Source organism: Nonomuraea sp. KM90, from assembly GCF_052246675.1.
Taxonomy (GTDB): Bacteria; Actinomycetota; Actinomycetes; order Streptosporangiales; family Streptosporangiaceae; genus Nonomuraea.
In genome coordinates this window covers 14,325-38,601 of sequence record NZ_JBQQCB010000008.1, presented here as the reverse complement: position 1 = coordinate 38,601, position 24,277 = coordinate 14,325, and the positions used below count along the sequence as shown (strand labels likewise).

Below are 24,277 nucleotides of genomic sequence, written 5' to 3'. Positions count from 1 at the left end.
GGCGACCGGCGGCGGCAGCGCGTGCCGACGCCCGAGGTCAGCGGTAGCGGGCCTGGCCCTCGCCGGGGACGATCTCGCCCAGCACCCAGGCGTCCAGGCCCCGGCCGGCCAGCACCCTGATCGCCTCGTCCGCCGAGTCGGCGGCCACCACGGCGGCCATGCCGACCCCGAGGTTGAACGTCCGGTCCATGTCCCGCTGGGCGATCCGGCCGTAGCCGGCCAGCACCCCGAAGATCGCGTGCGGGGTCCAGGAGGCCCGGTCCAGCAGCGCGTCGAGGTGCGCGGGCAGCGAGCGCGAGAGGTTGTTCTCGATGCCGCCGCCGGTGATGTGCGCGTAGGCGTGCACGTCGACCGCCCTGGCCAGATCCAGGCAGTCGAGCGAGTAGATCCGGGTGGGCTCCAGCAGTTCCTCGCCCAGCGCCCGCCCCAGCTCGGGCAGCACGGTGTCGAGGGAGAGCGAGGCCTCGCGCAGCACGTGGCGCACCAGCGAGTAGCCGTTGGAGTGCACCCCGGAGGACGCCATCCCCAGCACCACGTCACCGGCGCTCACCCGCGACGGGCCGAGCATGGCGGAGGCCTCCACCACGCCGGTGCCGGCGCCCGCCAGGTCGTATTCGTCCGGCCCCATCGCCCCCGGGTGCTCGGCCGTCTCGCCGCCCACGAGCGCGGCCCCGGCCAGGCGGCAGCCCTCGGCCACGCCGCCGACGATCTCGGCGATGCGCTCGGGCACCAGCTTCCCGCAGGCGATGTAGTCGGTCATGAACAGCGGCTCGGCCCCGCAGACCACCAGGTCGTCGAGGACCATGCCGACCAGGTCGATGCCGATCGTGTCGTGCTTGCCGTACCGCTGGGCGATCATGACCTTGGTGCCCACGCCGTCCGTGGAGGAGGCCAGCAGCGGGCGCCGGTAACGCAGCAGGGCGGAGGCGTCGAACAGGCCCGCGAAGCCGCTGGCGTCGTCGACCACCTCGGGCCGCCGGGAGCGCGCCACCTTGTCCTTCATCAGGGCGACGGCACGCTCCCCGGCCTCGATGTCGACCCCGGCGGCCTCATAGGTGCTCACGCTTTGCTCTCCAACACGAACTTGCCCACGTTGTCCTGGTCGATGGGGATCGGGTACGAGCCGTCGAAGCAGGCCCGGCAGAGGCGCTCGGCGGGGATGGTGGTGGCCTTGGTCAGGCCCTCCAGGGAGATGTAGCCGAGCGTGTCGGCACCGAGCGAGGCCCGGATCTCCTCGACCGTCAGCGAGCCCGCGATCAGCTCCGCCCTGGTGGCGAAATCGATGCCGTAGAAGCACGGCCAGGCCACGGGCGGGGAGGAGATGCGTACGTGCACCTCGCGCGCCCCCGCCTCGCGCAACATCCTGACGATCGCCCGCTGGGTGTTGCCGCGCACGATCGAGTCGTCCACGACCACCAGCCGCTTGCCCTCCACGACCTCGCGCAGCGGGTTGAGCTTGAGCCGGATGCCGAGCTGGCGGATGGTCTGCGAGGGCTGGATGAACGTGCGGCCCACGTAGGAGTTCTTCACCAGGCCCTGGCCGTAGGGGATCCCGCTCTCCTGGGCGTAGCCCACGGCGGCGGGGGTGCCGGACTCCGGCGTGGGGATGACCAGGTCGGCCTCCACCGGGTGCTCGCGGGCCAGCTCGCGGCCGACCTCGACCCGGGTGACCTGCACGCCGCGCCCGGCGATGGTGGTGTCGGGACGGGCGAGGTAGACGTACTCGAACAGGCAGCCCTTCGGCTCGGCCAGCGCGAAGCGGCGGGACCTGACGCCGCGCTCGTCGATGGTGAGCAGCTCGCCTGGCTCGATCTCGCGGACGAACGTGGCGCCCACGATGTCGAGCGCCGCCGTCTCGGAGGCCACCACCCAGCCGCGCTCCAGGCGGCCCAGGACCATCGGGCGGATGCCCTGCGGGTCGCGGGCGGCGTAGAGGGTCTTCTCGTCCATGAAGACCAGCGAGTAGGCGCCCTTGACCTGCGGGAGCAGCTCGGCGGCCGAGTCTTCGATGGAGCGGCTGCGGTCCTGCGCGAGCAGCGTGGTCAGGACCTCGGTGTCGGTGGTGGCGCGGGTGGAGCCCGGAGCCAGGCGCTGGGCCAGCTCGGGAGTGTTGATGAGGTTGCCGTTGTGGGCGAGCGCCAGGCCGCCGACGTCGGTGGAGCTCAGCGTGGGCTGAGCGTTCTCCCACACGCTGGATCCGGTCGTGGAGTAGCGGCAGTGACCGACGGCCAGGTGGCCGCGCAGGGTGCTGAGCACCGACTCGTCGAAGACCTGGGCGACGAGGCCCATGTCCTTGTAGACGAGGATGCGGCTGCCCTCGCTGACCGCGATGCCCGCGGACTCCTGACCGCGGTGCTGCAACGCGTACAGCCCGTAGTAGGTGAGTTTGGAAACTTCCTCGCCCGGAGCCCAGACGCCGAAGACGCCACAGGCATCTTTAGGTGCGCGGTCGTTGGGGTCCAGGTCATGGCCGAGTCGGCCGTCGCCCTTCAGCACATGCCTCAGTCTAGGTTGACGGCTTCTGTGCTCGCACACCCGGGGGCGATATCAGAGGGCATGGGCTGACCTGCCCGCATTCGATCCGTCGCGGAGCACTTCGCCCGTCAGGTTGCGGTTGGCCTCGGAGCCGAGGAAGAGGATGAGCGCGGCCATGTCGTCGGCCGTCGAGAGCCGGCGGCTGGGCGTGCGGGCGGCGAGCCGGTCGAGGAGCTCCTGCGGGAACGGGCGTACGCCGGTGATCGTGAGGCCGGCGACGGCCACGTTGACCAGGATGCCGTCCTTGCCGGCCTCCCAGGCCAGGGCGCGGGCCATGCCGTGCAGGGCCATCTTCGCGGTGCCGTACGCGCCCGGCCCCGGCACCCCCTCCTCGCCGATGCCGGACGACACGAACACGATCCGGCCCCAGCCCCTGCGCCGCATCTCGGGCAGCACGGCCTGGACCAGCAGCGCGTTGCCGACCACGTTGGCGTGCATCATGGCCGACCACTCGGCGGCCGGGACGCCCTCGAAGGGGACGCTGCCTGGCAGGACGTTCCCCCAGCGCACGGCGTTGGCGACGAGCGCGTCCACGGGGCCCGTCTCGGCGACGGCGGGGGCGATGGTGGCGTGGTCCTCCAGGTCCAGGTGTACGGCCGCGCCCCGGCCGCCCTCCGCCTCGATCCGCTTGACGACCTCGGCCGCCCGGTCGGCCCCCGTGTTGTAGGTGATCGTGACCCGCGCGCCGGTCCTGGCGTACGCGAGCGCGGTGGCGGCGCCGATGCCGGACGATCCACCGGTTATCAGTACGTGCATCTCAAGTCTCCTATTAGCCGACTAATTAGCCAGCTAATAGGAGTCGGCCCCGGACGGCAAGGGCGTTTCGCTAGGAGTGAAAGCGACTGTGAGGCATGGCACGGATGAGACGGGTGAGCAGGTCGCGCTCCTCGGCGGTGAAGCCCCGCAGCAGGTCCTGGTCGAGCCGGTTCCAGATCTCCTCCACCGGCCGGCGCAGCGCCTTGCCCGCGTCGGTGAGGTGCACCCGGCCCACCCGGGGCCGCTCGCGGTCGGGGGCGCGGTAGACGAGGCCGGCGCGCTCCAGCCGCTGGAGGGTCTTGGTGACGGTCGGGGGCTCGACGCCGAGCCTGGCGATCAGCTCGCCCTGCGTCAGGCCGTCCTCCCGCCACAGCTGGTTGAGCAGCAACTCCTGGCCCACGTGCAGGCCGAGCGGGACCAGCGCCGCGGCGAGCTGGTTGCGGTGCGTCTTCATGACCTTGATCAGCGCGTACGTCAGGGTCTCGTCCAGCATGCACTCATCTTGCCCTCCGCCTGCCGCTTTGGCGCATGGTGACCCAAGGATGAGCACCCTCTTACCGTGTCGCGCGGTTTAGCGGATGGCTTCCGCGAAAGGGTGAAGTATCCGGCATGCTGACCCGTCGGGAGACGCAGACGTGACCACACCTGGGGACCCGAACGAGCCCCGTCCGGGGCAGGATCCGCGCGAAGGCCGCCCCGAGGAGGGCGAACCCCGTCCCGCACCCCCGCAGCACCAGCCCGAGTGGTGGAGCGAAGGGACGCTGGAGGAGGACGAGCGTCCGCCCGAGCGGTCCGAGCGGCCCGGCGACGGGGAGCCCGGTGAGGGGCCCGGCGAACGGCCCGGTGAGCGGCCCAGCGAGCGGCCCAGCGAGCGGCCCAGCGAGCGGCCGGGTGGCAGGGAGCCGGGTGAGGAGGAGCCGATCGCGCCCGTGCCGCCCGTGGTGCCGCGGCCCGACGTGCCGCCGACGCACGAGCCCAGGCCGACCGGTGAGCCCACCCATCCCGACCTGCCGACCTCGCCGGAGACCCCGAGGCCGAGCGACGCCGAGACGACCCAGGCGTACCCGATCCCCGGCGCCACCCCGTCCTACCCTGGCTGGGGAGGCGCCCCGCGGGAGGACGAGGAGCAGCCGCCCCGGCAGACGCCCTCCCGCTACGAGCAGGGCGACCAGGGGGAGCAGCCGCGCCCCACGCCGCCGTACCAGGGCACGCCGGGCGCCTACGCACCGCGACCGGACCAGGAGCCGACCGTGCCGGGCACCACGCCCTCCAGCCCGTACGGCGGCCCGCCCGGCTACCCGCCGCCACCGCCTCCGGGAGCCCCCTACGGGATCCCGACCCCGCAGTACCGGCCGCAGCAGCTCGGCAGCGGCCTGGCCACCGCCTCGCTCGTCCTCGGCGTGGCCAGCCCCTTCCTCGTGTTCGTCTGCTTCACCGGCCTGATCACGGCCATCCTGTCGATCGTCTTCGGCTGCGTGGCCCTGGCCAAGCACGTCGGCAAGGGCCGCGCCATCGCCGGAATCGTGATCAGCGTCCTGTCGCTGATCCTCTTCGCGATCGTGGCCGTGTGGTTCTGGAACGTGGTCCAGGAATGCGCCTACCTGCCCGGCGAGCTCGCCGACCGGTGCTTCGAGGAGAGGTTTCCCTGGATGAGCGGCACCCGCTAGAGCGGCAGGTGGGCTGACAGGTCGGCCCGGGAGCCGCTGGCGGAGATCGCGCCCTTGGCGTGGGCCTCGTCCCACGTCAGGCGGCCGAGCGCGAGCTCGATCCAGGTGCGCCCGTCCATCTCGACGACGTTGGGCGGGGTGCCGCGCGTGTGACGGGGCCCGGCGATCGCCTGTACGGCGGCGTACGGCGGCACGCGCACCTCGACCGTCCTTCCGGGCGCGGCGCTCGCCAGCCGCTCCAGCAGATGGCGCACGGCCTGCCTGGCCGCGTCGCGCTCCGGCTGCAGCCCCCGGTCGTAGGCGGCCAGCACGGCGGCCACGAGCGCGCCGGGCAGGGCGGACGCGGGGCCGTCGTAGGGAGGCTCGTCGAGGGCGACGAGTTGGGCGTCGAGCGCTGATCTCAGCTTTTCCGGGTCCATCTTGCGTGGCGGCACCCCACCATTGTCTCCCGGGCAGCGTTCATCGCGACGGAGGTCGTCGTTCACCTCGGGTTTCGACGACGACCGTAGCCTCCCCGCCGTACAACCGCGCACATTTATGGAGGACCTGTGGCGAACCCCAACGCGGGAGGACGGCTGCTACCGCTGCTCTCCACCCCGCACAAAGGTGGCCGTTCCGCGCTGACCTGTCAGTTCCGCTGCGGCAACGCGTGCGCGCATGACGTGGCCAACACCACCGGCAACGCCTACTTCGGCGATGTGGTGAAGGAGGCGTTGTCGCGGCGTGGCGTGCTGCGCGCCGGCGCGCTCGGCGCTCTTGTGGCGGGTGTGGGCGTGGCGGGGGCCGCGCCGGCCCTGGCCGACGAGCCCGAGACCGCCGCCGCGAAGGGTGGATGGCACGGTGGCGGCAGCGGAGACCTCCGTTTCACTCCCGTGCCGCCGAACACGGAAGACGCGTTGCGCGTCCCGGAGGGCTACAAGTCCTCCGTGGTCGTGCGCTGGGGTGACCCGGTGCTGCCCGGCGCGCCGAAGTTCGACTTCGAGAACCAGACCGCGGACGCGCAGAGCAAGCAGTTCGGCTACAACTGCGACTACGTGACGTTGTTCCCGATGGGCCGGGACCGGGCGCTGCTGTGGGTCAACCACGAGTACAGCGACGAGAGCCTGATGTTCCGCGGCTACACCAGTGGCGCGACGGCCACCGAGGAGCAGCTCAAGATCGGACTGGCCGCGCACGGCGGCTCGGTCGTGGAGATCGAGCGCTCCGGCGGCAGCGGTGAGTGGAAGCTCGTCACCAAGGGCCGCCGCCGCTACAACCGGCGCATCACCGCCCAGACCAGGATGACCTTCAGCGGGCCCGCCGCCGGCAGCGACCTGCTCAAGACGGCCGCCGACCCCAAGGGCCGCACGCCCCTCGGCATGCTGAACAACTGCGCGGGCGGCACCACCCCGTGGGGTACGGTGCTGACCGCCGAGGAGAACTTCAACCAGTACTTCGTCAACGGCGACAAGGTGCCTGAGGCGCAGAAGCCGTACATCACCCGCTACGCGATCACGATCGGCACCCCGTCGGACAACCGCCGGTTCGACCGGATCGAGGAGCGTTTCGACCTGGCCAAGCACCCGAACGAGGTCAACAGGTTCGGGTGGATCGTGGAGATCGACCCGTTCGACCCCGACTCGACGCCGATCAAGCGCACCGCGCTCGGCCGCTTCGCCCACGAGGCCGCCACCACGACGCTGGCCCGCGACGGCCGCCTGGTCGTCTACATGGGTGACGACTCGCGCTTCGAGTACATCTACAAGTTCGTCTCGAAGGACCGCTACATCCCCGGATTCGACCGGCACAACCGGACGCTGCTGGACGAGGGCACCCTGTACGTGGCCAAGTTCACCGGCGACAGCCCGGCCACCGAGATCGACGGCTCCGGCAAGCTGCCCTCCGACGGCGAGTTCGACGGCTCCGGCAAGTGGCTCCCGCTGGTCTCGGGCAACAAGTCGTTCGTGGACGGCATGACCGCCGCCGAGGTGCTCGTCTACACCCGTACGGCCGCCGACAAGGTGGACGGCGGCGCGACGAAGATGGACCGCCCCGAGGACGTCGAGCGCAACCCGGTCACCGGCGGCGTCTACGTGGCCCTGACCAACAACAGCAACCGCACCCCGGCCCAGGTGGACGAGGCCAACCCGCGCCCGTCGAACAAGCACGGCCACGTCCTGGAGATCGTGGAGCGGCACAACGACGCGGGCGAGAAGACGTTCGCCTGGTCGCTCCCGCTGGTCTGCGGCGACCCGAGCGACCCGGCCACGTACTTCGCCGGCTACGACAAGACCAAGGTCTCCCGGATCTCCTGCCCGGACAACGTCACGTTCGACAAGGACGGGAACCTGTGGATCTCCACGGACGGCAACGCGTTCCTCACCAACGACGGCCTGTTCGTGATGCCGGTCAAGGGTAAGGAGCGCGGCCACCTGCGCCAGTTCCTCACCGTGCCGGTCGGCGCCGAGACCTGCGGCCCGCTCGTCACCGAGGACCAGCGCAGCGTCTTCGTGGCGGTGCAGCACCCGGGCGAGACCGACGACGCCACCCCCGAGAGCCCCAGCAGCCGGTGGCCCGACGGCGAGGGCAGCCAGCCGCGCCCGTCGGTGGCCGTGGTCTGGCACGGTGCCGGCAAGAAGATCGGCGCTTGACCTCAACTTAACTTGAGGGCATAGCGTCCGTGCCATGAGCATGGAAGTGACCGCCTGGCACCAGCTTTACTCGATGAACAACCAGCCGCAGCGTCGCTCTGTATCCAGGGCGACGCTGCGGCGCATCGGCGGGTTCGCGCGCCCGCACCGCCGCAGGCTGACGCTGTTCCTGGTGCTCAGCGTGGTGATGGCGACCCTGGCGGTGGGGGCGCCGCTGCTCGCCGGCCGGGTGGTGGACGCCATCTTCACCGGCGAGCCGCTCCAGGTGGTCGTCGTGGTGGCGCTGCTGATCGCCGGCCTGGCGATCGCGGAGGCGGGGCTCGGGCTGCTGAACCGGTGGTTGTCGGCGGGGCTGGGGGAGAGCCTGATCCTCGACCTGCGTACGGCCGTCTTCGACCACGTGCAGCGGATGCCGATCGCCTTCTTCACCAGAACCCGCACGGGAGCGCTGGTCAGCCGCCTGAACAACGACGTGATCGGGGCGCAGCGGGCCTTCACCGACACGCTGTCGGGCGTGGCGGGCAACGTCGTGACGCTCATGCTGACGCTCGTCGCGATGATCGGCATCTCCTGGCAGATCACGCTGCTGGCGCTGCTGCTCCTGCCGGTGTTCGTGCTGCCGGCCCGGCGCATGGGCGTCCGGATCGCCCGGCTGCGGCGCGAGGCGGCCGATCACAACGCGGCCATGGGCACGCAGATGACCGAGCGCTTCTCGGCGCCGGGCGCGACGCTGGTGAAGCTGTTCGGCCGGCCGGCGCACGAGTCGGCGGAGTTCGCCGGCCGGGCGCGTCGGGTGCGCGACATCGGGGTGCGCTCGGCCATGACCCAGTCGGCCTTCGTGACCGCGCTGACGCTGGTGTCGGCGCTGGCCCTGGCCCTGGTGTACGGCCTGGGCGGCTTCTACGCCCTGCGCGGCCAGCTCGCCCCCGGCGCGCTGGTGTCGATGGCCATGCTGCTCACCCGCCTGTACGCGCCCCTGACCGCCCTGGCCAGCGCCCGCGTGGACGTGATGAGCGCGGTCGTCAGCTTCGAGCGCGTCTTCGAGGTGCTCGACCTCAAGCCGCTCATCCAGGACAAGCCCGACGCCCGGGAGGTGCCCGAGGGGCCCGTCTCGGTGGAGTTCGACGACGTGCGCTTCGCCTACCCCTCGGCCGACAAGGTCTCGCTGGCCTCGCTGGAGGAGGTCGCCACGCTGGACTCGCGCGGCGGGGTCGAGGTGCTGCACGGCGTCTCGTTCCGGGCCGAGCCGGGGCAGATGGTGGCGCTGGTCGGCTCGTCGGGGGCGGGCAAGTCCACGATCGCCCAGCTCCTTCCCCGGCTGTATGACGTCGACTCCGGCGCCGTACGGCTCGGCGGGGTGGACGTACGCGACCTGAGCGCCGACTCCATCCGCGCCACGCTCGGCATGGTCACCCAGGACGGCCACCTCTTCCACGAGACGATCCGGGCCAACCTGCTGCTGGCCAGGCCGGAGGCGAGCGAGGAGGAGGTCTGGGACGCGCTCACCCGGGCCCGGCTGGCCACGCTCATCGAGTCGTTGCCCGACGGCCTCGACACGGTCGTGGGCGAGCGCGGCTACCGGCTGTCGGGCGGGGAGCGCCAGCGGCTGACCATCGCCCGCCTGCTGCTGGCCAGGCCGCGGGTGGTGATCCTGGACGAGGCCACCGCGGCCCTCGACTCCACCTCCGAGGCGGCCGTGCAGGCGGCGCTGGGCGAGGCGCTCGAAGGCAGGACCGCCGTGGTGATCGCGCACCGGCTCTCCACGATCCGGGCCGCCGACGTGATCCTCGTGATCGAGGACGGCCGCGTGGTCGAGCGCGGCACCCACGCCGAGCTGCTCGCCGCCGGCGGCCGCTACGAGGAGCTGTACCGGACTCAGTTCGAGGACCCCACGGTGACCGGGGCGGCCGCCTGAGGCTCGGGGGGGCGTCTCCCGGTCGCGCAGCGAGTAGAGCGCGACCGGGATCCCCGCCAGGACGATGACCGCGGCGACGACCAGCGTGAACCGGTAGGCGTCGAGGAAGGCCGGCAGCGGCGGCAGGTCCCCGGCGCCCTGCCTGGAGGTCAGCAGGGCTCCCAGCACCGTGATGCCGAGCAGGCCGAACACCTCCCGCGAGACGTTGAGCATGCCCGAGGCCACGCCCGACCTGTCCTTGGGCATGCCGCCGAGGACGGCGGCCGTCAGGGGGACGTTCGGCGGCATAGAGGCGCTCGCGGCCAGGCGATAGGGTCGTGATCATGTCCTTCGAGCTGATCTGCGAGATCGAACCCCCGACCAAGCCCGATCTGAAGCACGTCAGGCACCAGATCGGCACCATGAGCAAGATCGCCAGCGCGTTCCTCATCCCCGACAACCACATCGGCCGCGCGACCGTGTCCAGCGTGGCCGTGGCCCACGAGGTCGAGGCGATGGGCGGGCGCGGCATCGCCTGTCTCAACTCGCGCGACCGCAACCTGCTCGGCTTCCGGCGCGACCTGCTGACGGCGGCCGCCTACGGGGTCGACCAGTTCCTGTTCGTCTACGGCGACAAGCCGACGAGCGGCAACCGGACGAGTGACCTGACGGTGCGGTCGATGATCGAGGAGGCGCGGGAGTTCACGCCGGGCGTCCGGCTGGGGGCGGCCGCGGCGCTGCGCCCGCTGCCGGCCTGGAAGCGTACCGCCGACTTCCTGTTCTCCCAGGTCAGCTTCTCGGTGGAGGCCCAGGTCGCGTGGCGCGAGGCGCACCCGGTCGACGTCCCCGTCTACGCCGGCGTCATGGTCCTGGCCAGCGAGCGCCACGCCCGCACCCTGGCCGCCGCCATCCCCGACATCGCCCTGCCGGAGGAGCTGATCGAGAAGGTGGCCGCGGACCGGATGGCGGGGGTGGAGGCGGCCTGCGAGCAGGTCCTCGCCCTGCGCGACACCGGAGCCTTCGCCGGCGTCCACCTCGTCCCGGTCTCCCGCTACCGGGACGTGGAGTCCCGGCTCGCCACCGCCTTCTGAGGGCGCGCCAGCGCCGCCAGGACGGCTCCGGCCAGGGCGACCGCGAACAACACCGCGTACGCCCGCTGGAAGCCGTCCATGAGCTGCCCCACCGCCACGGGCGACAACGTGGACAGCGTCCCCGCGTAGACCTGCTCCCGCAACGCGGGTCCCACCGAGCCGGTGAGGACGCTCAGCGACAGGCCGACGCTGATCACGATGCCGACGTTCATCACCATGACGCGGAACCCGTTGACCACCCCCAGGCTCCCGCTCGGCAGCGCCCGCATGACCTGCGTGGTGTTCCCCGTGAGGAACGTCCCGCTGCCGCAGCCCGCCACGAACAGCCCGATCCCGATCACCCAGTACGGCGTCGCCGGATCGGCCGTCAGCATCAGCGTGCCCAGCCCGGCCGCACTCAGCAGCGCGCCCCCGATGGACAGCGCGTACGGCGACACCTTCCGCCCCAGCATGCCCACGACGGGCGAGGCCAGCCCGATCCCGACCGGCACGGGCAGCACGCTCAGCCCCGCCTCGAACGCGTCCACCCCCCTGGCCGCCTGGAAGTAGAGCGCCACGACCAGGATCAGCGCCGACCTGGCCAGCGCGTTGCAGAACGAGGCCAGGTTCGCGTAGGTCAGCAGCCGCCCGCCGAACAGCCGCAGGTCCAGCACCGGATTCGGGGACCGCCGCGCGGTCAGGAAGATCACCGGCAGCAGCACGGCGAACACGCCGGCCCCGGCCAGCACCACCGGGCTGGAGAACCCGCCGGTGCCCGCCTCCGACAGCGCCAGCAGCAGCGCCGACAGCGCCGCGAACACCAGCACGTTGCCCAGCGCGTCCACGGGCACCTTCGGCTGCCTGGGCATCTTGCGTAAGATCGCCGCTCCGACGCCGAGCGCCACCAGCCCGGCCGGCACGTTCACCCAGAAGATCCACTGCCAGCCGGCCGTCTCCGCGATCAGCCCGCCCAGCGTGGGCCCGGCCAGCTGGGCCACCGACAGCGTGCCGATGTAGACGCCCATGCCCTGGCTGAGCCGGTCGGGCGGGAAGGCGTCGGTGATGATCACGGTGCCGTTCGCGAGGATCATGGCGGCGCCGATCGCCTGGAGGACCCGCATCGCGATCAGGAACCACACGTCGGGCGACAGCCCGGCCAGCAGCGAGGCCAGCGTGAACAGGGCGAAGCCCGTCAGGTAGACCTCCCGCCTGCCGAGCAGGTCGGCCACTCGGCCGAAGAACACCAGGCTGGCGGTGTTGACCAGCAGGAACGACAGCAGGATCCAGCCCGACTCAAGCGCGTCGGCGTGGAAGTGCCGCACCACCGTGGGCAAGGCCACGTTCAGCGTGCTGCCGGCGATGCCGATGAGGACCAGGCCCAGGCTGGTGACCGCGCACACCCGCCAGGCGTAGCGCATGCGGGTGTCGTCCTGGGGGGTGACCGCGACCATGCCCTCCACTATGACGTACGACGTACGTCCGTTTTGTCACCAGGGTCACCTGCGTCACCTGGCGCGCTTGCGCAACCCCTCCAGGTCGTGGATCACCACGCGCCGCCTGCCGGTCTCGATCAGGCCCCGGTCGCGCAGCGTGCGCAGCGCCTTGCTGACGGCCTCGCGGGAGGCGCCCGTCCAGCCGGCCAGCTCGTCCTGGGACAGGGGGAGCGCCACGCGCACGCCGCTGTTGGTCTTCTCGCCGTAGCGTTCGGCCAGCTCCAGCAGCCGCGTCGCCACCCGGCCGGTGGTGTCGAACGCGCCGTACTCGATGCGCTTGCGGTCCGCGTCGCGCAGCTTCCCGCTGATGAGCTGCATGAGCAGGACGGCGATGCGCCCGTGGGCCTCCAGGAAGGCGGGGAAGTCGCGCACCACGATGCCGGAGATCGGCTCCAGCGCGGTCACCGTGGTCGAGCGCGGGGATCCGTCGATGGCCGACAGCTCGCCCAGGAGCGCGCCGGGGCCGCGCACGGCCAGCACCACCTCGGTGCCGCTGCTCGTGTGCGACGAGCACTTGACCCGGCCTTCCAGCAGCACCAGCACCCAGTCGGAGGTGTCGCCCTCGGTCATGATGGTCGTGCCCCGATCCCAGCGCCGCTGCCGACCGGCGGCGCGCAGGGTCTCGACCTCCTGGTCCGTGAGAAGGGTCAGGAACTCACCGGGCTCTGAATCCATGCGCCCGATTATGTCGGTACCTGCACCACCCTTCTATCTCAATTCGGTCAGAACGTAGGCCGCCACGAGCTCTTCTTTGCCCTTGAGGTTGAGCTGGCCCAACGGGTTCACCGACACGCCATCGCCCAGTTGCCGGTAGGTCGTCTCGCCGATCACGACCGTGCCGGGCTCGGCGACGGCCTGGAGCCGGGCGGCCACGTTCACGCAGTCGCCCATCGCGTTGAACCCGCGCAGCTCCGGGCTGCCGATGTTGCCGACCAGCGCGGGGCCGGTGTTGACGCCCACCCGGAACGTCGGCCACTCGACGTCGTCCGTCCGCTTCCAGGCCATCTCCTCGGCCACCTCGGAGGCCGCCCGCTGCATCTCCAGCGCCGCCCGGCAGGCCGCCCGGGCGTGCCCGGTCTGCGTCGCCGGGGCGTTGAACAGGGCGAGCAGCGCGTCGCCGACGAACTGCACGATCGTGCCGCCGTTGTTCAGGATGCAGGGAACGGCGGCCGTGTGGTAGCGGTTGAGCATCTCGACGATCTCGCCGGGCGTGACCTTCTCCGAGAACGTGGTGAAGCCCTTGAGGTCGGCGAAGAGCGCGGTCAGCTCCTTCAGCTCGCCGCCCAGCGCCGCCTGCCCCGGATCGGCGAGCAGCGCGTGCGCCACGTCGGGCGACATGTACTGGTGGAAGAGCGTGTGCAGCTCCTGGTAGAGGCGGGCGTTCTCCAGCGAGATGGACAGCTGCCCGGCCAGCGTCGCGGCCAGCGCCTCGTCCTGGTTCGTCCGCCCGATGGGCACCTCCAGCACGCCCGCCAGGTTGCCCTTGACGGTCAGGGGGAAGGCCAGGAGCTGGTCGCGCTTGATCGGGTTGCCGTCGGCGAACTGGTAGTCGCGCGAGCCGATCTGCGTCCGCCCGTCGGCGACCAGGGCGATCTTGACATCGCCGTACGCCTGCCGCACCCGCTCCAGCGACGTCGTCAGGAGCTGGTCCTCGGGCAGGCCGATCCTGGTCTGCGCGCTCACCGCCACCAGGGCGGACAGGCGCTCCGACAGCTCCCGCTCGTTGGCCAGCGCCTCGCCGGCCCGGTCGAGCACGGCGGCCTGGCTCTCGTTGAGCCGGAACTTGCCCGACAGCCGGGTCGCGGCCAGCGGCTCGCCCCGGCGTACGTGCTCGACCAGCTCCTCCAGCGCCTCGTCGTAGTCGCGCCGGATGCGGGCCACGGTCGCCGACAGCGTCACCGAGTCGAACAGGCCCGCGCTCGACCCCTCCCGCCGGAACTGCAGGTAGGCGCTGTAGGCCACGAACACGAAGGCCAGGGTGAGCAGGATGTGCCATTCCCACCAGGACAGATGCCAGTTGAGCTGCGACATCCCGGCGATCATCGACTCGGCCAGCAGCGCGTACGCGGTGATCAGGCTGATCAGCATGGCCGACGGGCGCCGCCGGTGCAGCAGGAACATCATCACGCTCGCCGCCGCGTACAGCAGCAGGCCGGGCACCGACGCCCACACCAGCCAGTCGATCGGCGAGACCATCGGCGGCTCGCTGAGGGGGGTCAGGCCGGGGATCAGCGACGCCAGGCCCCACAGGATCATGAACCCGAGGAGCACGGCCCGGATGAAGTGCTGCGAGCCCAGCACGGCCTTGGCCGCCTTGGCGTCCAGCGGCAGCGCCGAGGCGAACGCGAACGCCGACGCGATCGTCAGCCCCACCTGCTGCCCCAGGTCGAACCCCACGGATCCGGTGGGCAGAATGATCTTCGGTGTGGCCAGGCCGTGCAGGAAGAAGAACCCGGCGCTGCTCAGGAAGACCATGGAGACCAGGAACAGCCGAGCGTCCTGCCGGCGCCGCGACGCCTCGCTGATGAGGACGCCGAGCACGACGTTGACCCCGGCGACCAGGATGATCATCCAGAAGTGGCCGGCGTTGTGCTGCCAGAAGACGTTGACGTCCGGCTGCGACAGCAGCAGCCAGAGTCCGAGCAGGGGCAGGACCAGATGGATGGCCCAGACCACACCACGCACCGGCTGAGTGGCCGGTGGGAGGTAGGGAGGGCGACCGGGCGTTGACACAGACCCGATTATCCACGCGGTACCGATGTCCTCGATGCGTCCTTTTACTCACCGAAGTTGCCGACAATCGGTCAATCTGGTCAGTAACCCTCCGTTTCGTGATGGATACGTTATGTAGTTTCTGCCATCCCTTGGAACGTTTGAAACGTGAATCTCATGCACAACATGAGCATCACTCGTTCCTCTGGAAGGAAAGCCGTGGCTATCAAGGTTCGCGGCGGGCGCACGATCACGCTCGCCACTGTCGGAGCGCTGGCCGCCTCGCTCCTCGCCGTCGGTGGCGTCGCCACCGCCTCGTCCGCCGCCGCCGAGGTGCACGCCTGCGTGCACAAGAAGTCGCGGTACGCCCGGATCGTCAACCCCACGACGAAGTGCCGGAAGACGGAGGAGCGCATCCTGATCGGCGGCGGCTCGTCCACGACCACCGTCCAGACCGGCCAGCAGGGCGACCGTGGCCCCGCCGGCCCGCAGGGCCCCAAGGGCGACATGGGGCCGGTCGGCCCGCAGGGCAAGCAGGGCCTCCAGGGCCCGCAGGGCCCCAAGGGCGACACGGGCCCGGCCGGCCCGCAGGGCAAGCCGGGCGAGCAGGGTGAGCCCGGCAAGACCGGCGCGACCGGCCCGGCGGGTCCCCAGGGCCCCCAGGGTCCGAAGGGCGACAAGGGCGAGAAGGGTGAGCCCGGCAACGGCGGCTCCTACATCACCTACACCAAGGTCGCGTCGATCAACTCGCTCGGCTCGGAGACCGCCTACTGCGGGCCCGGTGGGATGGTGACGGGCGGCGGCTTCTCCTTCGGCACGCTCAAGAACGCCGTCGTGATGGCCAGCAAGCCCACCAACGGTGGCTGGACGGTCTCGGTGTCCAAGGACGACAACGGCCACAACTCCTACGCCAGCACCACCACCACCGAGACGCCCGCGCCCGAAGCCAAGAACTACGGCGGCGGGAACAACGGCACCAGCGTCAACGGCACCGTCTACGTCGTCTGCATGAAGAAGGCGTAACGCACCGGAACGAAAGGGCCGGCACGGATGACCCGTACCGGCCCTCTTGTGGAAGAAATCAGCCGAACAGCGCGGGAAGCGCCGCCGAGTGCGTTTCCCGCAGCTCCTCGACGGAGACCTCGAACACGCCCTCGACCACCAGCGACGCCCCGCCGGTCATCCCGAGGCCGTAGCAAGGCACCTCGTGGCGCCCGCACAGCGAGGCGAACTCGTCGTACGCCTCCGGCCGGACCACGACGAGCGCCCGCGAGGCCGACTCGCTGAACAGGTCGGTGAACGCGTCACCGCTCAGCTCCACCCTGGCCCCGACGCCGCTCGCCAGGCAGGACTCGGCGAGCGCGATGGCCAGGCCGCCGTCGGACAGGTCGTGCGACCCTTCGAGCAGCCCCCGGCGCGCCGCCTCCACCAGCACGGTGCCCAGCGCCTGCTCGGCCTCCAGGACCGCCTGCGGCGGCAGCCCGCCCAGGTGGCGGTGCGCGACGTGCGCCCACTCGGACCCGCCGAACTCCTCGCGGGTGTCCCCGAGCAGCACGACCCGCAGCCCTTCGGCGACGAACCCGGACGGCACCCGCTTGGCCACGTCCTCGATGACCCCGAGCACGCCCACGACCGGCGTCGGGTGGATGGCCGTCGAGCCGGTCTGGTTGTAGAACGAGACGTTCCCGCCGGTCACCGGCACGCCCAGCGCCCGGCAGGCGTCGGCCAGGCCGCGCACGGCCTCGGCGAACTGCCACATGACCTCCGGGTCCTCGGGGGAGCCGAAGTTGAGGCAGTTGGTGACGGCCAGGGGCTTGGCGCCGGTCACGGCCACGTTCCGGTACGCCTCGGCGAGCGCGAGCTGCGCCCCCGCGTACGGGTCGAGCTTGGCGTAGCGGCCGTTGCCGTCGGTGGACAGCGCGATGCCGCGCGTCGTCGGCTCGGCGCCCGCCATGACCTCGGAGATCCGCACCATCCCCGCGTCGGCCGGCTGGGCCAGCACGGTGTTGGAGCGGACGTAGCGGTCGTACTGGGAGGTCACCCACTCCTTGGAGGCCAGGTTGGGCGAGGCGAGCAGCTTGAGCAGCGTCTCCCGCAGGTCGGTCGGCCGCTCCAGCCGGTCGGGCGTGTCGGCGTTGAGCGCGGCCTGGCCGGCGGGCTCGTGGAAGGGGCGCTCGTAGACGGGGCCCTCGTCGGCGGCGGTGCCCGGCGGGATGTCCACGATGGTCTCGCCGTCCCAGGTCATGACCAGGCGGCCGGTGTCGGTGACCTCGCCGATGACGGTGGCGGGCACGTCCCACTTCTCGCAGATCGCCATGAACGCGGGGATGTCGTCGGGCCGGACCACGGCCATCATCCGCTCCTGGGACTCGCTCATGAGGATCTCCTCGGGCCTGAGCGAGGGGTCGCGGAGCGGGACCAGGTTGAGGTCGACCTTCATGCCGCCGGTGCCCTTGGCGGCGAGCTCGGTGGTGGCGCAGGAGACGCCGGCCGCGCCGAGGTCCTGGATGCCCACGACCACGTCGGCCGCGTACAGCTCCAGGCAGCACTCGATGAGCAGCTTCTCCATGAACGGGTCGCCCACCTGCACGGCGGGGCGCTTGGCCTGCGACTCGTCCTCGAACGTGGCGCTGGCCAGCACCGAGGCGCCGCCGATGCCGTCGGGGCCGGTGGACGCGCCGAACAGCACGACCTTGTTGCCCGGGCCGGGCGCGGTGGCCAGCTTGATCTGGTCCTTGCGCAGCAGGCCCACGCACAGGGCGTTGACCAGGGGGTTGCCGATGTAGCAGGGGTCGAAGGCGACCTCGCCGCCGATGTTGGGCAGGCCCAGGCAGTTGCCGTAGCTGCTGATGCCCTCGACCACGCCGGGCAGCACCCGGCGCGTGTCCACGGCGTCGGCGGCGCCGAAGCGCAGCGCGTCCATGACGGCGATCGGGCGGGCGCCCATCGACATGATGTCGCGGACGATCCCGCCGACACCGGTGGCCGCGCCCTGGTGCGGCTCGACGTAGGACGGGTGGTTGTGCGACTCGATCTTGAACGTGGCCGCCCAGCCGTCGCCGATGTCGACCACGCCGGCGTTCTCGCCCATGCCCACGAGCAGCGCCTCGGACTTGGGCGCCTTGGTGGCGAACTGCTTCAGGTGCACCTTGGAGGACTTGTACGAGCAGTGCTCGGACCACATGACGCTGTAGATGGCCAGCTCGGAGCCGGTCGGACGGCGGCCCAGGATCTCCTTGACCCGGTCGTACTCGTCCTGCTTCATCCCCAGCTCGGCGAAGGGCATCGGCTCGTCGGGAGTCTCCGCCGCCCGCTTCACACTGTCTGTCATGCGTTCACCAGGTTCTTCAGGATGGAGGTGAAGAAGCCGAGCCCGTCGGTGCTCGGGGCGCCGACCAGCTCCTCGACGGCGTGCTCCGGGTGCGGCATGAGGCCGACCACGTTGCCCGCCTCGTTGCGGATGCCGGCGATGTCGTTGAGCGAGCCGTTCGGGTTGCCGCCGGCATAGCGGACGACCACGTGACCGCCCGCTTCGAGCGCGGCCAAGGTGTCCTCGGAGGCCACGTAGCGGCCCTCGCCGTGCTTGATCGGCAGCACGATCTCCTGGCCCTGCTCGAACGAGTTGGTCCACGCGGTCGCGGTCTGCTCGATCCTGACCCGCTGGTCACGGCAGACGTAGTGCAGCGAGGCGTTGCGGGTCAGCGCGCCGGGCAGCAGGTGCGCCTCGCACAGGATCTGGAACCCGTTGCAGGTGCCGATCACCGGCAGCCCCGCCCTGGCGGCGGGCACGAGCTCGTCCATGAGCGGCGCGAAGCGCGAGATGGCGCCGCAGCGCAGGTAGTCGCCGTAGGAGAAGCCGCCGGGCAGGAACACGGCGTCGACCCCCTTGAGGTCGTGGTCGGCGTGCCACAACGGGACCGCCTGCGCGCCCACGAGGCGTACGGCTCTGGCTGCGTCCTGGTCGTCGAGAGTTCCTGGAAACGTGACTACGCCCACACGGGCAGCGCTCATGACAGTCGTCCCCTCCGGAGGAATGCGCGCGCCACCGTCCGATCGGGGTGGACGGCGGTGTAATCAGGTTATCGGGTGCTCACACATGGTCCGCATCGGCCCGGAGCAGCGCAGCCGCCGATCGAACGACCAGGTCAGACCGCGGCGAGCTCGCGGGGACGGGCCTCGGCGCCGTCGTCCCAGGCGAGCAGCTTGCGCAGGTGGACCGTGGTGCCGCGGCCAGGCGTGACGCCGAAGGAGATCTCGTCGACCACGGAGCGCATGATCAGCAGGCCGCGGCCGTTCTCGGTGTCGGGAGGGGGGAAGTGCGGTGGCATCGACGGGACGCCGTCACCGTTGTCCGCGACGCGCACGTCGCACTGGCCGGACCCGATCGCCGCCGTAACCTCGTAGCGGTTGGCCGGCCCTCCATGCCGGACCGCATTGGAACACGCCTCGGACACGGCGAGGAGCATGTCGGAGATGCAGGTCTCGCTCACGTTGAGTGAACGCATGGCATCACCAAGCACTCGCCTGACCATCGGTATGCCGATCGCATCCCGGGGCAGTGCCAACGAGAACTCAATATCCACCGGACTCCTCCGGGCGCCAGAATGTCACCTGGAGTAGGTTTCCCTGAGAAATCGGGGCTAACCGCAAAATCACGTTGTTGTTATTTAGTGTTGGCACGCCCGTGGCATTGTGGCACGTCGGAACCTCACTTTAACCGCCCCAGGGGAAAACAGGGCGCCAAATGTGACTTAGCCCTCAACCCGGACGCTGTAGTCCTCGATCACGGTGTTGGCGAGCAGCGTCTCGGCCATCTTGCGGACCTCGTCCAGCGCCGCATCGTCGGCCGGACCGTCGATCTCGACCTCGAAGCGCTTGCCCTGACGCACGGCCGAGACGCCGGAGAAGCCGAGCCTGGGCAGCGCCCTGGCGATCGCCTGGCCCTGCGGATCGAGGATCTCGGGCTTCAACATGACGTCCACGATGACGCGGGCCACTGCGTTCCTCCTGGGAGCGGTGGGTGAATGGGAAGCACAGCCTACCGGCGCGTGTGGCTGCGAACACAACGGGAACGGGGAGGACATGGGGCTTGCGCACAGGGCTGTGACGTCTGCCACGATGGCCCCAAACGCTGACGAACCTCCACCTCCCGGTTCGTCGCAAGGCAGGCCGGCCACGTGGCAACCCCATCGACACCGGCCCCGACCAGCAGGAGTGGCATGACCATCGACGCCTCTCGCGGTGCGGACGCACCCCCGGAGCTCGTCCAGCTGCTCACCCCGGAGGGCGAGCGGGTCGAGCATCCCGACTACGACATAGACCTGACCCCGGAGGAGATCCGGTCGCTCTACCGCGACCTGATGCTCGTCCGGCGCATCGACCTGGAGGCGGTGGCGCTGCAGCGGCAGGGCGAGCTGGGCATCTGGGCCTCGCTGCTGGGCCAGGAGGCGGCCCAGATCGGCTCGGGCCGCGCGCTGACCGACTCCGACATGGCCTTCCCGACCTATCGCGAGCACGGCGTGGCGTGGTGCAGGGACGTGGACCCGGTGAAGCTGCTGGGCCTGTTCAGAGGGGTCAACCACGGCGGGTGGGACCCCAAGGAGCACAACTTCCACCTGTACACGATCGTGATCGGCAGCCAGACCCTCCACGCGGTCGGCTACGCGATGGGCATCCAGCGCGACGACGCCAGCGCCGCCACCATCGTCTACTTCGGCGACGGCGCCACCTCCCAGGGTGACGTCAACGAGTCGTTCATCTGGGCCAGCGTCTTCAACGCCCCCATCGTGTTCTTCTGCCAGAACAACCAGTGGGCCATCTCCGAGCCGCTGGAGAAGCAGACCCGTATCCCGCTCTACCGCCGGGCCTCCGGCTTCGGGTTCCCCGGGATCAGGGTCGACGGCAACGACGTGTTCGCCTGCCTGGCGGTGACGCGCAAGGCGCTCGAAGCCGCCCGCACCGGGCAGGGCCCGACGCTCATCGAGGCGTACACATACCGGATGGGCGCCCACACCACGACCGACGACCCCACGCGCTACCGGGTGGCCAGCGAGCTGGAGGCGTGGAAGCTCAAGGACCCGATCGAGCGGGTCAAGTCGTTCCTGTTCAAGAACGAGCAGGCCGACCAGGCGTTCTTCGACTCGGTGGACGCCGAGGCCGACCAGCTCGGCGCCGACCTGCGCCGGCGCTGCCTGGCCATGCCCGACCCCGAGCCGCTCGACATCTTCGACCACGTCTACAGCGAGCCCCACGCCCTGATCGACCAGGAGCGCGCCCAGTTCGCCGCGTACTTGGAGGGGTTCGAGAAGTGACCGTTCTCAGCTTGTCAAAGGCACTGAACGAAGGCATGCGCAAGGCCATGGAGGACGACCCCAAGGTCCTCATCATGGGCGAGGACGTCGGCAAGCTGGGCGGCGTGTTCCGGGTCACCGACGGCCTGCAGAAGGACTTCGGCGAGGACCGCGTCATCGACACGCCGCTGGCCGAGTCGGGCATCATCGGCACCGCGATCGGGCTGGCGCTGCGCGGCTACCGGCCGGTGTGCGAGATCCAGTTCGACGGGTTCGTCTTCCCGGCGGCCGACCAGATCATCACCCAGCTGGCCAAGATGCCGATGCGCTCGCTCGGCGCGATCAAGCTGCCCGTCGTCGTACGCATCCCGTGCGGCGGCGGCATCGGGGCGGTCGAGCACCACAGCGAGTCGCCGGAGGCGTACTTCACCCACACGGCCGGCCTGCGCGTCGTCGCCTGCTCCAACCCGGCCGACGCGTACACCATGATCCAGCAGGCCATCCGCAGTGACGACCCGGTGATCTTCTTCGAGCCCAAGCGCCGCTACTGGGAGAAGGCCGACATCGACACCGCCTCCACCGACTGGTGGTCGCCGCTGCACGCCGCCAAGGTGGTGCGGCCGGGGAGCGACGTCACGCTGCTGGCCTACGGGCCCATGGTCAAGACCTGCCTGGAGGCCGCCGCGGCCGCCGAGGACGACGGGCGCTCGCTGGAGGTCATCGACCTGCGCTCGCTCAACCCGCTGGACGAGCCGGTCGTCATGGAGTCCGTGCGCCGCACCGGGCGGGTCGTGGTCGTGCACGAGGCGCCCGTCAACAGCGGCTTCGGCGCCGAGCTCGCGGCCAGGATCACCGAGCAGTGCTTCTACCACCTGGAGTCGCCCGTGCTGCGGACCGGCGGCTTCTCCACCCCCTACCCGCCGTCGAAGCTGGAGGAGCACTACCTGCCCGACCTGGACCGGGTGCTCGACGCCGTCGACCGGACCTTCGGATACTGAGGGGTTGTCAATGCGACGCGAGTTCAAGCTCCCGGACGTCGGCGAGGGCCTGACGGAGGCGGAGATCGTCCGCTGGCACGTCAAGGCCGGTGACGACGTCAAGGTCAACCAGATCGTGGTGGAGATCGAGACGGCCAAGTCGATCGTCGAGCTGCCGATCCCGTGGGACGGCGTGGTGGCGGGCCTGATGGCCGAGGAGGGCCAGACGGTCGACGTCGGTGCCCCGATCATCGCCGTCGACACCACCGAGCCCGGCGAAACCCCCGGCCCGACCGGCGCTGCCCCGGCCGCCACCACTCCGGCCGCCACCACTCCGGCCGTCACCGCCCCGGCCGCCGTTTCAGGCGCCGGGGCCGAGAGCGGTGCCGCGGGCAGGCTGGAGGCCCTGGCGGACGACATGGTCCCGAAGCCGCCGGCGGAGGGCGCGGTCGAGCCCGGCGCCCACGGCAGCCCGGCGCCCAAGGAGCAACGCCAGGCGGTCCTGGTCGGCTACGGCGTCAAGACCGGCGCCACCAAACGCCGCCCCCGCAGGCAACCGTCCCCCGGCGTCCCGGCCAACCCGGTCGCCAACCCCTCCCGGGTGGAGGTGGACGGCCCTCCGGTCCCCGAACCGGCCCCGGCCCCGACCCCCGAACCGGCACCGGCACCGGCGGCCCCGTTGCCCAGCCGGGTGGCCGTCCTGGCCAAGCCCCCGGTCCGCAAGCTGGCCAAGGACCTGGGCGTCGACCTGACCGCCGTCACCGGCACGGGCCCGCAGGGCTCGATCACCCGCGAGGACATCCAGGCGGCGGCCCAGGCCCCCGCGCAGGCCCCCGTGGCGGCTCCGCAGCCGCGGGAGCGGGAAGAGCGCATCCCCGTCAAGGGCGTACGCAAGATGACCGCCCAAGCCATGGTCACCAGCGCCTTCACCGCCCCCCACGCCACCGAGTTCCTCCAGGTGGACATGACCGGCACCATGGACGCGGTGCGCCGCCTGCGAGCGCTCCCCGACTTCGCCGAGGTCAAGGTCTCCCCGCTGCTCCTGGTGGCCAGGGCCGTCCTGACCGCGGTCGGGCGGCACCCGATGATCAACTCCTCCTGGGACGAGGCGGCCCAGGAGATCGTGGTCAAGCACTACGTGAACCTGGGCATCGCCGCCGCCACCCCGCGCGGCCTGGTGGTGCCCAACGTCAAGGACGCGCACGCCCTGTCGCTCCCCGACCTGGCCAGGCGACTGGCCCAGCTCGCGGAGACGGCCCGGGCGGGCCGTACGCAACCGGCGGAGATGTCCGGCGGCACCATCACCATCACCAACGTCGGCGTGTTCGGCGTGGACGGCGGCACTCCGATCCTGAACCCCGGCGAGTCGGCCATCCTCGCCTTCGGCCAGGTCAGGGACATGCCGTGGGTGGTGGACGGCGAGCTGGCGGTCCGCAAGGTGACGACCCTGTCGCTCTCCTTCGACCACCGGATCGTGGACGGCGAGCTGGGCTCGCTGTTCCTGCGCGACGTGGGCGCCATGCTGGAGGACCCCATCCGCATGCTCGCCTGGAGCTGACCTCCGGACCGGGTACGGCGACCGCCGGGAGGACCCCTCCCCCGGCGATCGCCGTACGGTGGGGACGCCCGCACCCCGATCACGTCAGAGTGCGCGAGGCCCGGATCAGATACATCGATAAAGTGACTCGCATGATTCGCCACATCGTGCTGTTCACCTGGACCGAGGACGCGACCGACGAGCAGAAGGCCGCGGTGACGGCCGAGCTGCGCAAACTGCCGGGTCTCATCCCGCAGCTGCGCTCCTACACGGTGGGCCCCGACGCGCTCATCAACCAGGGCAACCACGACTACGGCGTGGTTGCGGACTTCGACAGCCTCGACGACTACCTCGTCTACCGCGACCACCCCGACCACCAGGCAGTGATCGCCCAGCACATCAAGCCGATCCTCGCGACCCGCGCCGCCGTGCAGCTGAGCCTCTAGAGGTCAGGCGGGTTGTTCTCGCGGTGCATCAGTCTGTGGTCGGACGTCTGGCCCCGCCTCGGGGCCAGCACGATGCTCAGCACCACTCCCACGCCGCCGACGATCATGAAGATGACGCCCACGACGTCCATGTGAACGCTCTGACCGAACACGTCGGGTTCGATGGCGAACCTCAGGATGGCGCCGAGCGTGAGGAAGAAGATGCTGACCCCGACACCCATGACGACCTCCAGGCAAACGGCGAGTACAGCCTCGGTCATACCCGACTAT

Annotated in this window: 23 protein-coding genes; 10 read left to right on the top strand and 13 right to left on the bottom strand. The window is 70.8% G+C overall.

Annotated elements, in window-relative coordinates:
- Window positions 1-37: 37 nt before the first annotated feature.
- From purM to ACTWPW_RS11745, 4 genes are all read right to left on the bottom strand, one after another.
- Window positions 38-1,063 (bottom strand): phosphoribosylformylglycinamidine cyclo-ligase, encoded by a 1,026-nt coding sequence (gene purM / locus ACTWPW_RS11760; protein ID WP_443168696.1) that lies wholly within the window; start codon window positions 1,061-1,063, stop codon window positions 38-40.
- Window positions 1,060-2,496 (bottom strand): amidophosphoribosyltransferase, encoded by a 1,437-nt coding sequence (gene purF, locus ACTWPW_RS11755; RefSeq protein ID WP_375117981.1) that lies wholly within the window; start codon window positions 2,494-2,496, stop codon window positions 1,060-1,062. The genes purM and purF overlap by 4 nt, the downstream gene beginning before the upstream one ends.
- A gap of 51 nt (window positions 2,497-2,547) precedes the next feature.
- Entirely contained in the window at window positions 2,548-3,291 is a 744-nt protein-coding gene (locus tag ACTWPW_RS11750) for an SDR family NAD(P)-dependent oxidoreductase (RefSeq protein ID WP_375117982.1), read from the bottom strand.
- 70 nt (window positions 3,292-3,361) lie between these two features.
- Window positions 3,362-3,784 carry a MarR family winged helix-turn-helix transcriptional regulator gene (locus ACTWPW_RS11745; protein ID WP_375117983.1) on the bottom strand — a complete coding sequence of 141 codons (423 nt, stop codon included), beginning with the start codon at window positions 3,782-3,784 and terminating at the stop codon, window positions 3,362-3,364.
- Between the two features lie 142 nt (window positions 3,785-3,926).
- Between ACTWPW_RS11745 and ACTWPW_RS11740 the strand changes: the two genes are divergently transcribed.
- The gene (locus tag ACTWPW_RS11740; protein WP_443168695.1) at window positions 3,927-4,958 is read left to right on the top strand and encodes a hypothetical protein; all 1,032 of its coding nucleotides are present in this window, start codon (window positions 3,927-3,929) and stop codon (window positions 4,956-4,958) included.
- Here ACTWPW_RS11740 and ACTWPW_RS11735 read toward each other — a convergent pair.
- A complete protein-coding gene (locus tag ACTWPW_RS11735) occupies window positions 4,955-5,392 on the bottom strand; it encodes a sterol carrier family protein (protein WP_375117985.1) in 438 nt (145 codons plus the stop codon). The two genes, ACTWPW_RS11740 and ACTWPW_RS11735, sit on opposite strands and share 4 nt — an antisense overlap.
- 114 nt (window positions 5,393-5,506) lie before the next feature.
- Between ACTWPW_RS11735 and ACTWPW_RS11730 the strand changes: the two genes are divergently transcribed.
- The 4 genes from ACTWPW_RS11730 (at window position 5,507) to ACTWPW_RS11715 (ending at window position 10,573) form a co-directional block, all read left to right on the top strand.
- Window positions 5,507-7,588 (top strand): PhoX family protein, encoded by a 2,082-nt coding sequence (locus ACTWPW_RS11730; protein ID WP_443168694.1) that lies wholly within the window; start codon window positions 5,507-5,509, stop codon window positions 7,586-7,588.
- Window positions 7,589-7,622: 34 nt separating this feature from the next.
- Window positions 7,623-9,503, top strand: a complete 1,881-nt coding sequence (locus tag ACTWPW_RS11725) for an ABC transporter ATP-binding protein (RefSeq protein WP_375117987.1) — start codon at window positions 7,623-7,625, stop codon at window positions 9,501-9,503.
- A 172-nt stretch (window positions 9,504-9,675) separates the two neighbouring features.
- Window positions 9,676-9,816 carry a hypothetical protein gene (locus ACTWPW_RS11720; RefSeq protein WP_443168693.1) on the top strand — a complete coding sequence of 47 codons (141 nt, stop codon included), beginning with the start codon at window positions 9,676-9,678 and terminating at the stop codon, window positions 9,814-9,816.
- A 10-nt stretch (window positions 9,817-9,826) separates the two neighbouring features.
- Window positions 9,827-10,573: a methylenetetrahydrofolate reductase gene (locus tag ACTWPW_RS11715; protein ID WP_375117989.1), complete on the top strand. Its 747-nt coding sequence runs from the start codon at window positions 9,827-9,829 to the stop codon at window positions 10,571-10,573.
- Here ACTWPW_RS11715 and ACTWPW_RS11710 read toward each other — a convergent pair.
- The 3 genes from ACTWPW_RS11710 to ACTWPW_RS11700 are packed head-to-tail and all read right to left on the bottom strand — an operon-like array spanning window position 10,534 to window position 14,730.
- Entirely contained in the window at window positions 10,534-12,003 is a 1,470-nt protein-coding gene (locus ACTWPW_RS11710; RefSeq protein WP_443168692.1) for an MFS transporter, read from the bottom strand. The genes ACTWPW_RS11715 and ACTWPW_RS11710 overlap by 40 nt on opposite strands.
- Before the next feature lie 54 nt (window positions 12,004-12,057).
- Window positions 12,058-12,720 carry a Crp/Fnr family transcriptional regulator gene (locus ACTWPW_RS11705; protein ID WP_364124462.1) on the bottom strand — a complete coding sequence of 221 codons (663 nt, stop codon included), beginning with the start codon at window positions 12,718-12,720 and terminating at the stop codon, window positions 12,058-12,060.
- 33 nt (window positions 12,721-12,753) lie between these two features.
- Entirely contained in the window at window positions 12,754-14,730 is a 1,977-nt protein-coding gene (locus ACTWPW_RS11700) for an adenylate/guanylate cyclase domain-containing protein (protein ID WP_443168691.1), read from the bottom strand.
- Between the two features lie 246 nt (window positions 14,731-14,976).
- Between ACTWPW_RS11700 and ACTWPW_RS11695 the strand changes: the two genes are divergently transcribed.
- On the top strand, window positions 14,977-15,780 hold the full coding sequence (locus ACTWPW_RS11695) for a hypothetical protein (RefSeq protein ID WP_443168690.1): 804 nt from the start codon (window positions 14,977-14,979) through the stop codon (window positions 15,778-15,780).
- A gap of 58 nt (window positions 15,781-15,838) precedes the next feature.
- On the opposite strand, the gene purL is transcribed toward ACTWPW_RS11695, so the two are convergent.
- The 4 genes from purL to purS all read right to left on the bottom strand — a co-directional run bounded on the left by purL (window position 15,839) and on the right by purS (window position 19,754).
- Window positions 15,839-18,088 (bottom strand): phosphoribosylformylglycinamidine synthase subunit PurL, encoded by a 2,250-nt coding sequence (purL, locus tag ACTWPW_RS11690; protein WP_375117993.1) that lies wholly within the window; start codon window positions 18,086-18,088, stop codon window positions 15,839-15,841.
- Entirely contained in the window at window positions 18,085-18,768 is a 684-nt protein-coding gene (gene purQ, locus ACTWPW_RS11685; RefSeq protein WP_364124451.1) for a phosphoribosylformylglycinamidine synthase subunit PurQ, read from the bottom strand. Before purQ ends, purL begins: the two co-directional genes overlap by 4 nt.
- 134 nt (window positions 18,769-18,902) lie before the next feature.
- A complete protein-coding gene (locus ACTWPW_RS11680) occupies window positions 18,903-19,289 on the bottom strand; it encodes an ATP-binding protein (RefSeq protein WP_364124846.1) in 387 nt (128 codons plus the stop codon).
- A 219-nt stretch (window positions 19,290-19,508) separates the two neighbouring features.
- Complete coding sequence (purS, locus tag ACTWPW_RS11675) at window positions 19,509-19,754, bottom strand: phosphoribosylformylglycinamidine synthase subunit PurS (protein WP_364124448.1); 246 nt, start codon at window positions 19,752-19,754, stop codon at window positions 19,509-19,511.
- A gap of 222 nt (window positions 19,755-19,976) precedes the next feature.
- On the opposite strand from purS, the gene pdhA reads away from it, so the two are divergent.
- The 4 genes from pdhA (at window position 19,977) to ACTWPW_RS11655 (ending at window position 24,007) form a co-directional block, all read left to right on the top strand.
- Window positions 19,977-21,068, top strand: a complete 1,092-nt coding sequence (pdhA, locus tag ACTWPW_RS11670; RefSeq protein WP_375117996.1) for a pyruvate dehydrogenase (acetyl-transferring) E1 component subunit alpha — start codon at window positions 19,977-19,979, stop codon at window positions 21,066-21,068.
- Window positions 21,065-22,045, top strand: coding sequence for an alpha-ketoacid dehydrogenase subunit beta (locus ACTWPW_RS11665; protein ID WP_375117997.1), 981 nt, complete (start codon window positions 21,065-21,067; stop codon window positions 22,043-22,045). Before pdhA ends, ACTWPW_RS11665 begins: the two co-directional genes overlap by 4 nt.
- 10 nt (window positions 22,046-22,055) lie before the next feature.
- Window positions 22,056-23,582, top strand: a complete 1,527-nt coding sequence (locus tag ACTWPW_RS11660; RefSeq protein WP_443168689.1) for a dihydrolipoamide acetyltransferase family protein — start codon at window positions 22,056-22,058, stop codon at window positions 23,580-23,582.
- Window positions 23,583-23,713: 131 nt separating this feature from the next.
- Window positions 23,714-24,007, top strand: coding sequence for a Dabb family protein (locus ACTWPW_RS11655; protein WP_375117999.1), 294 nt, complete (start codon window positions 23,714-23,716; stop codon window positions 24,005-24,007).
- Here ACTWPW_RS11655 and ACTWPW_RS11650 read toward each other — a convergent pair.
- The gene (locus ACTWPW_RS11650) at window positions 24,004-24,267 is read right to left on the bottom strand and encodes a hypothetical protein (protein ID WP_375118000.1); all 264 of its coding nucleotides are present in this window, start codon (window positions 24,265-24,267) and stop codon (window positions 24,004-24,006) included. The two genes, ACTWPW_RS11655 and ACTWPW_RS11650, sit on opposite strands and share 4 nt — an antisense overlap.
- Between the last annotated feature and the right edge of the window lie 10 nt (window positions 24,268-24,277).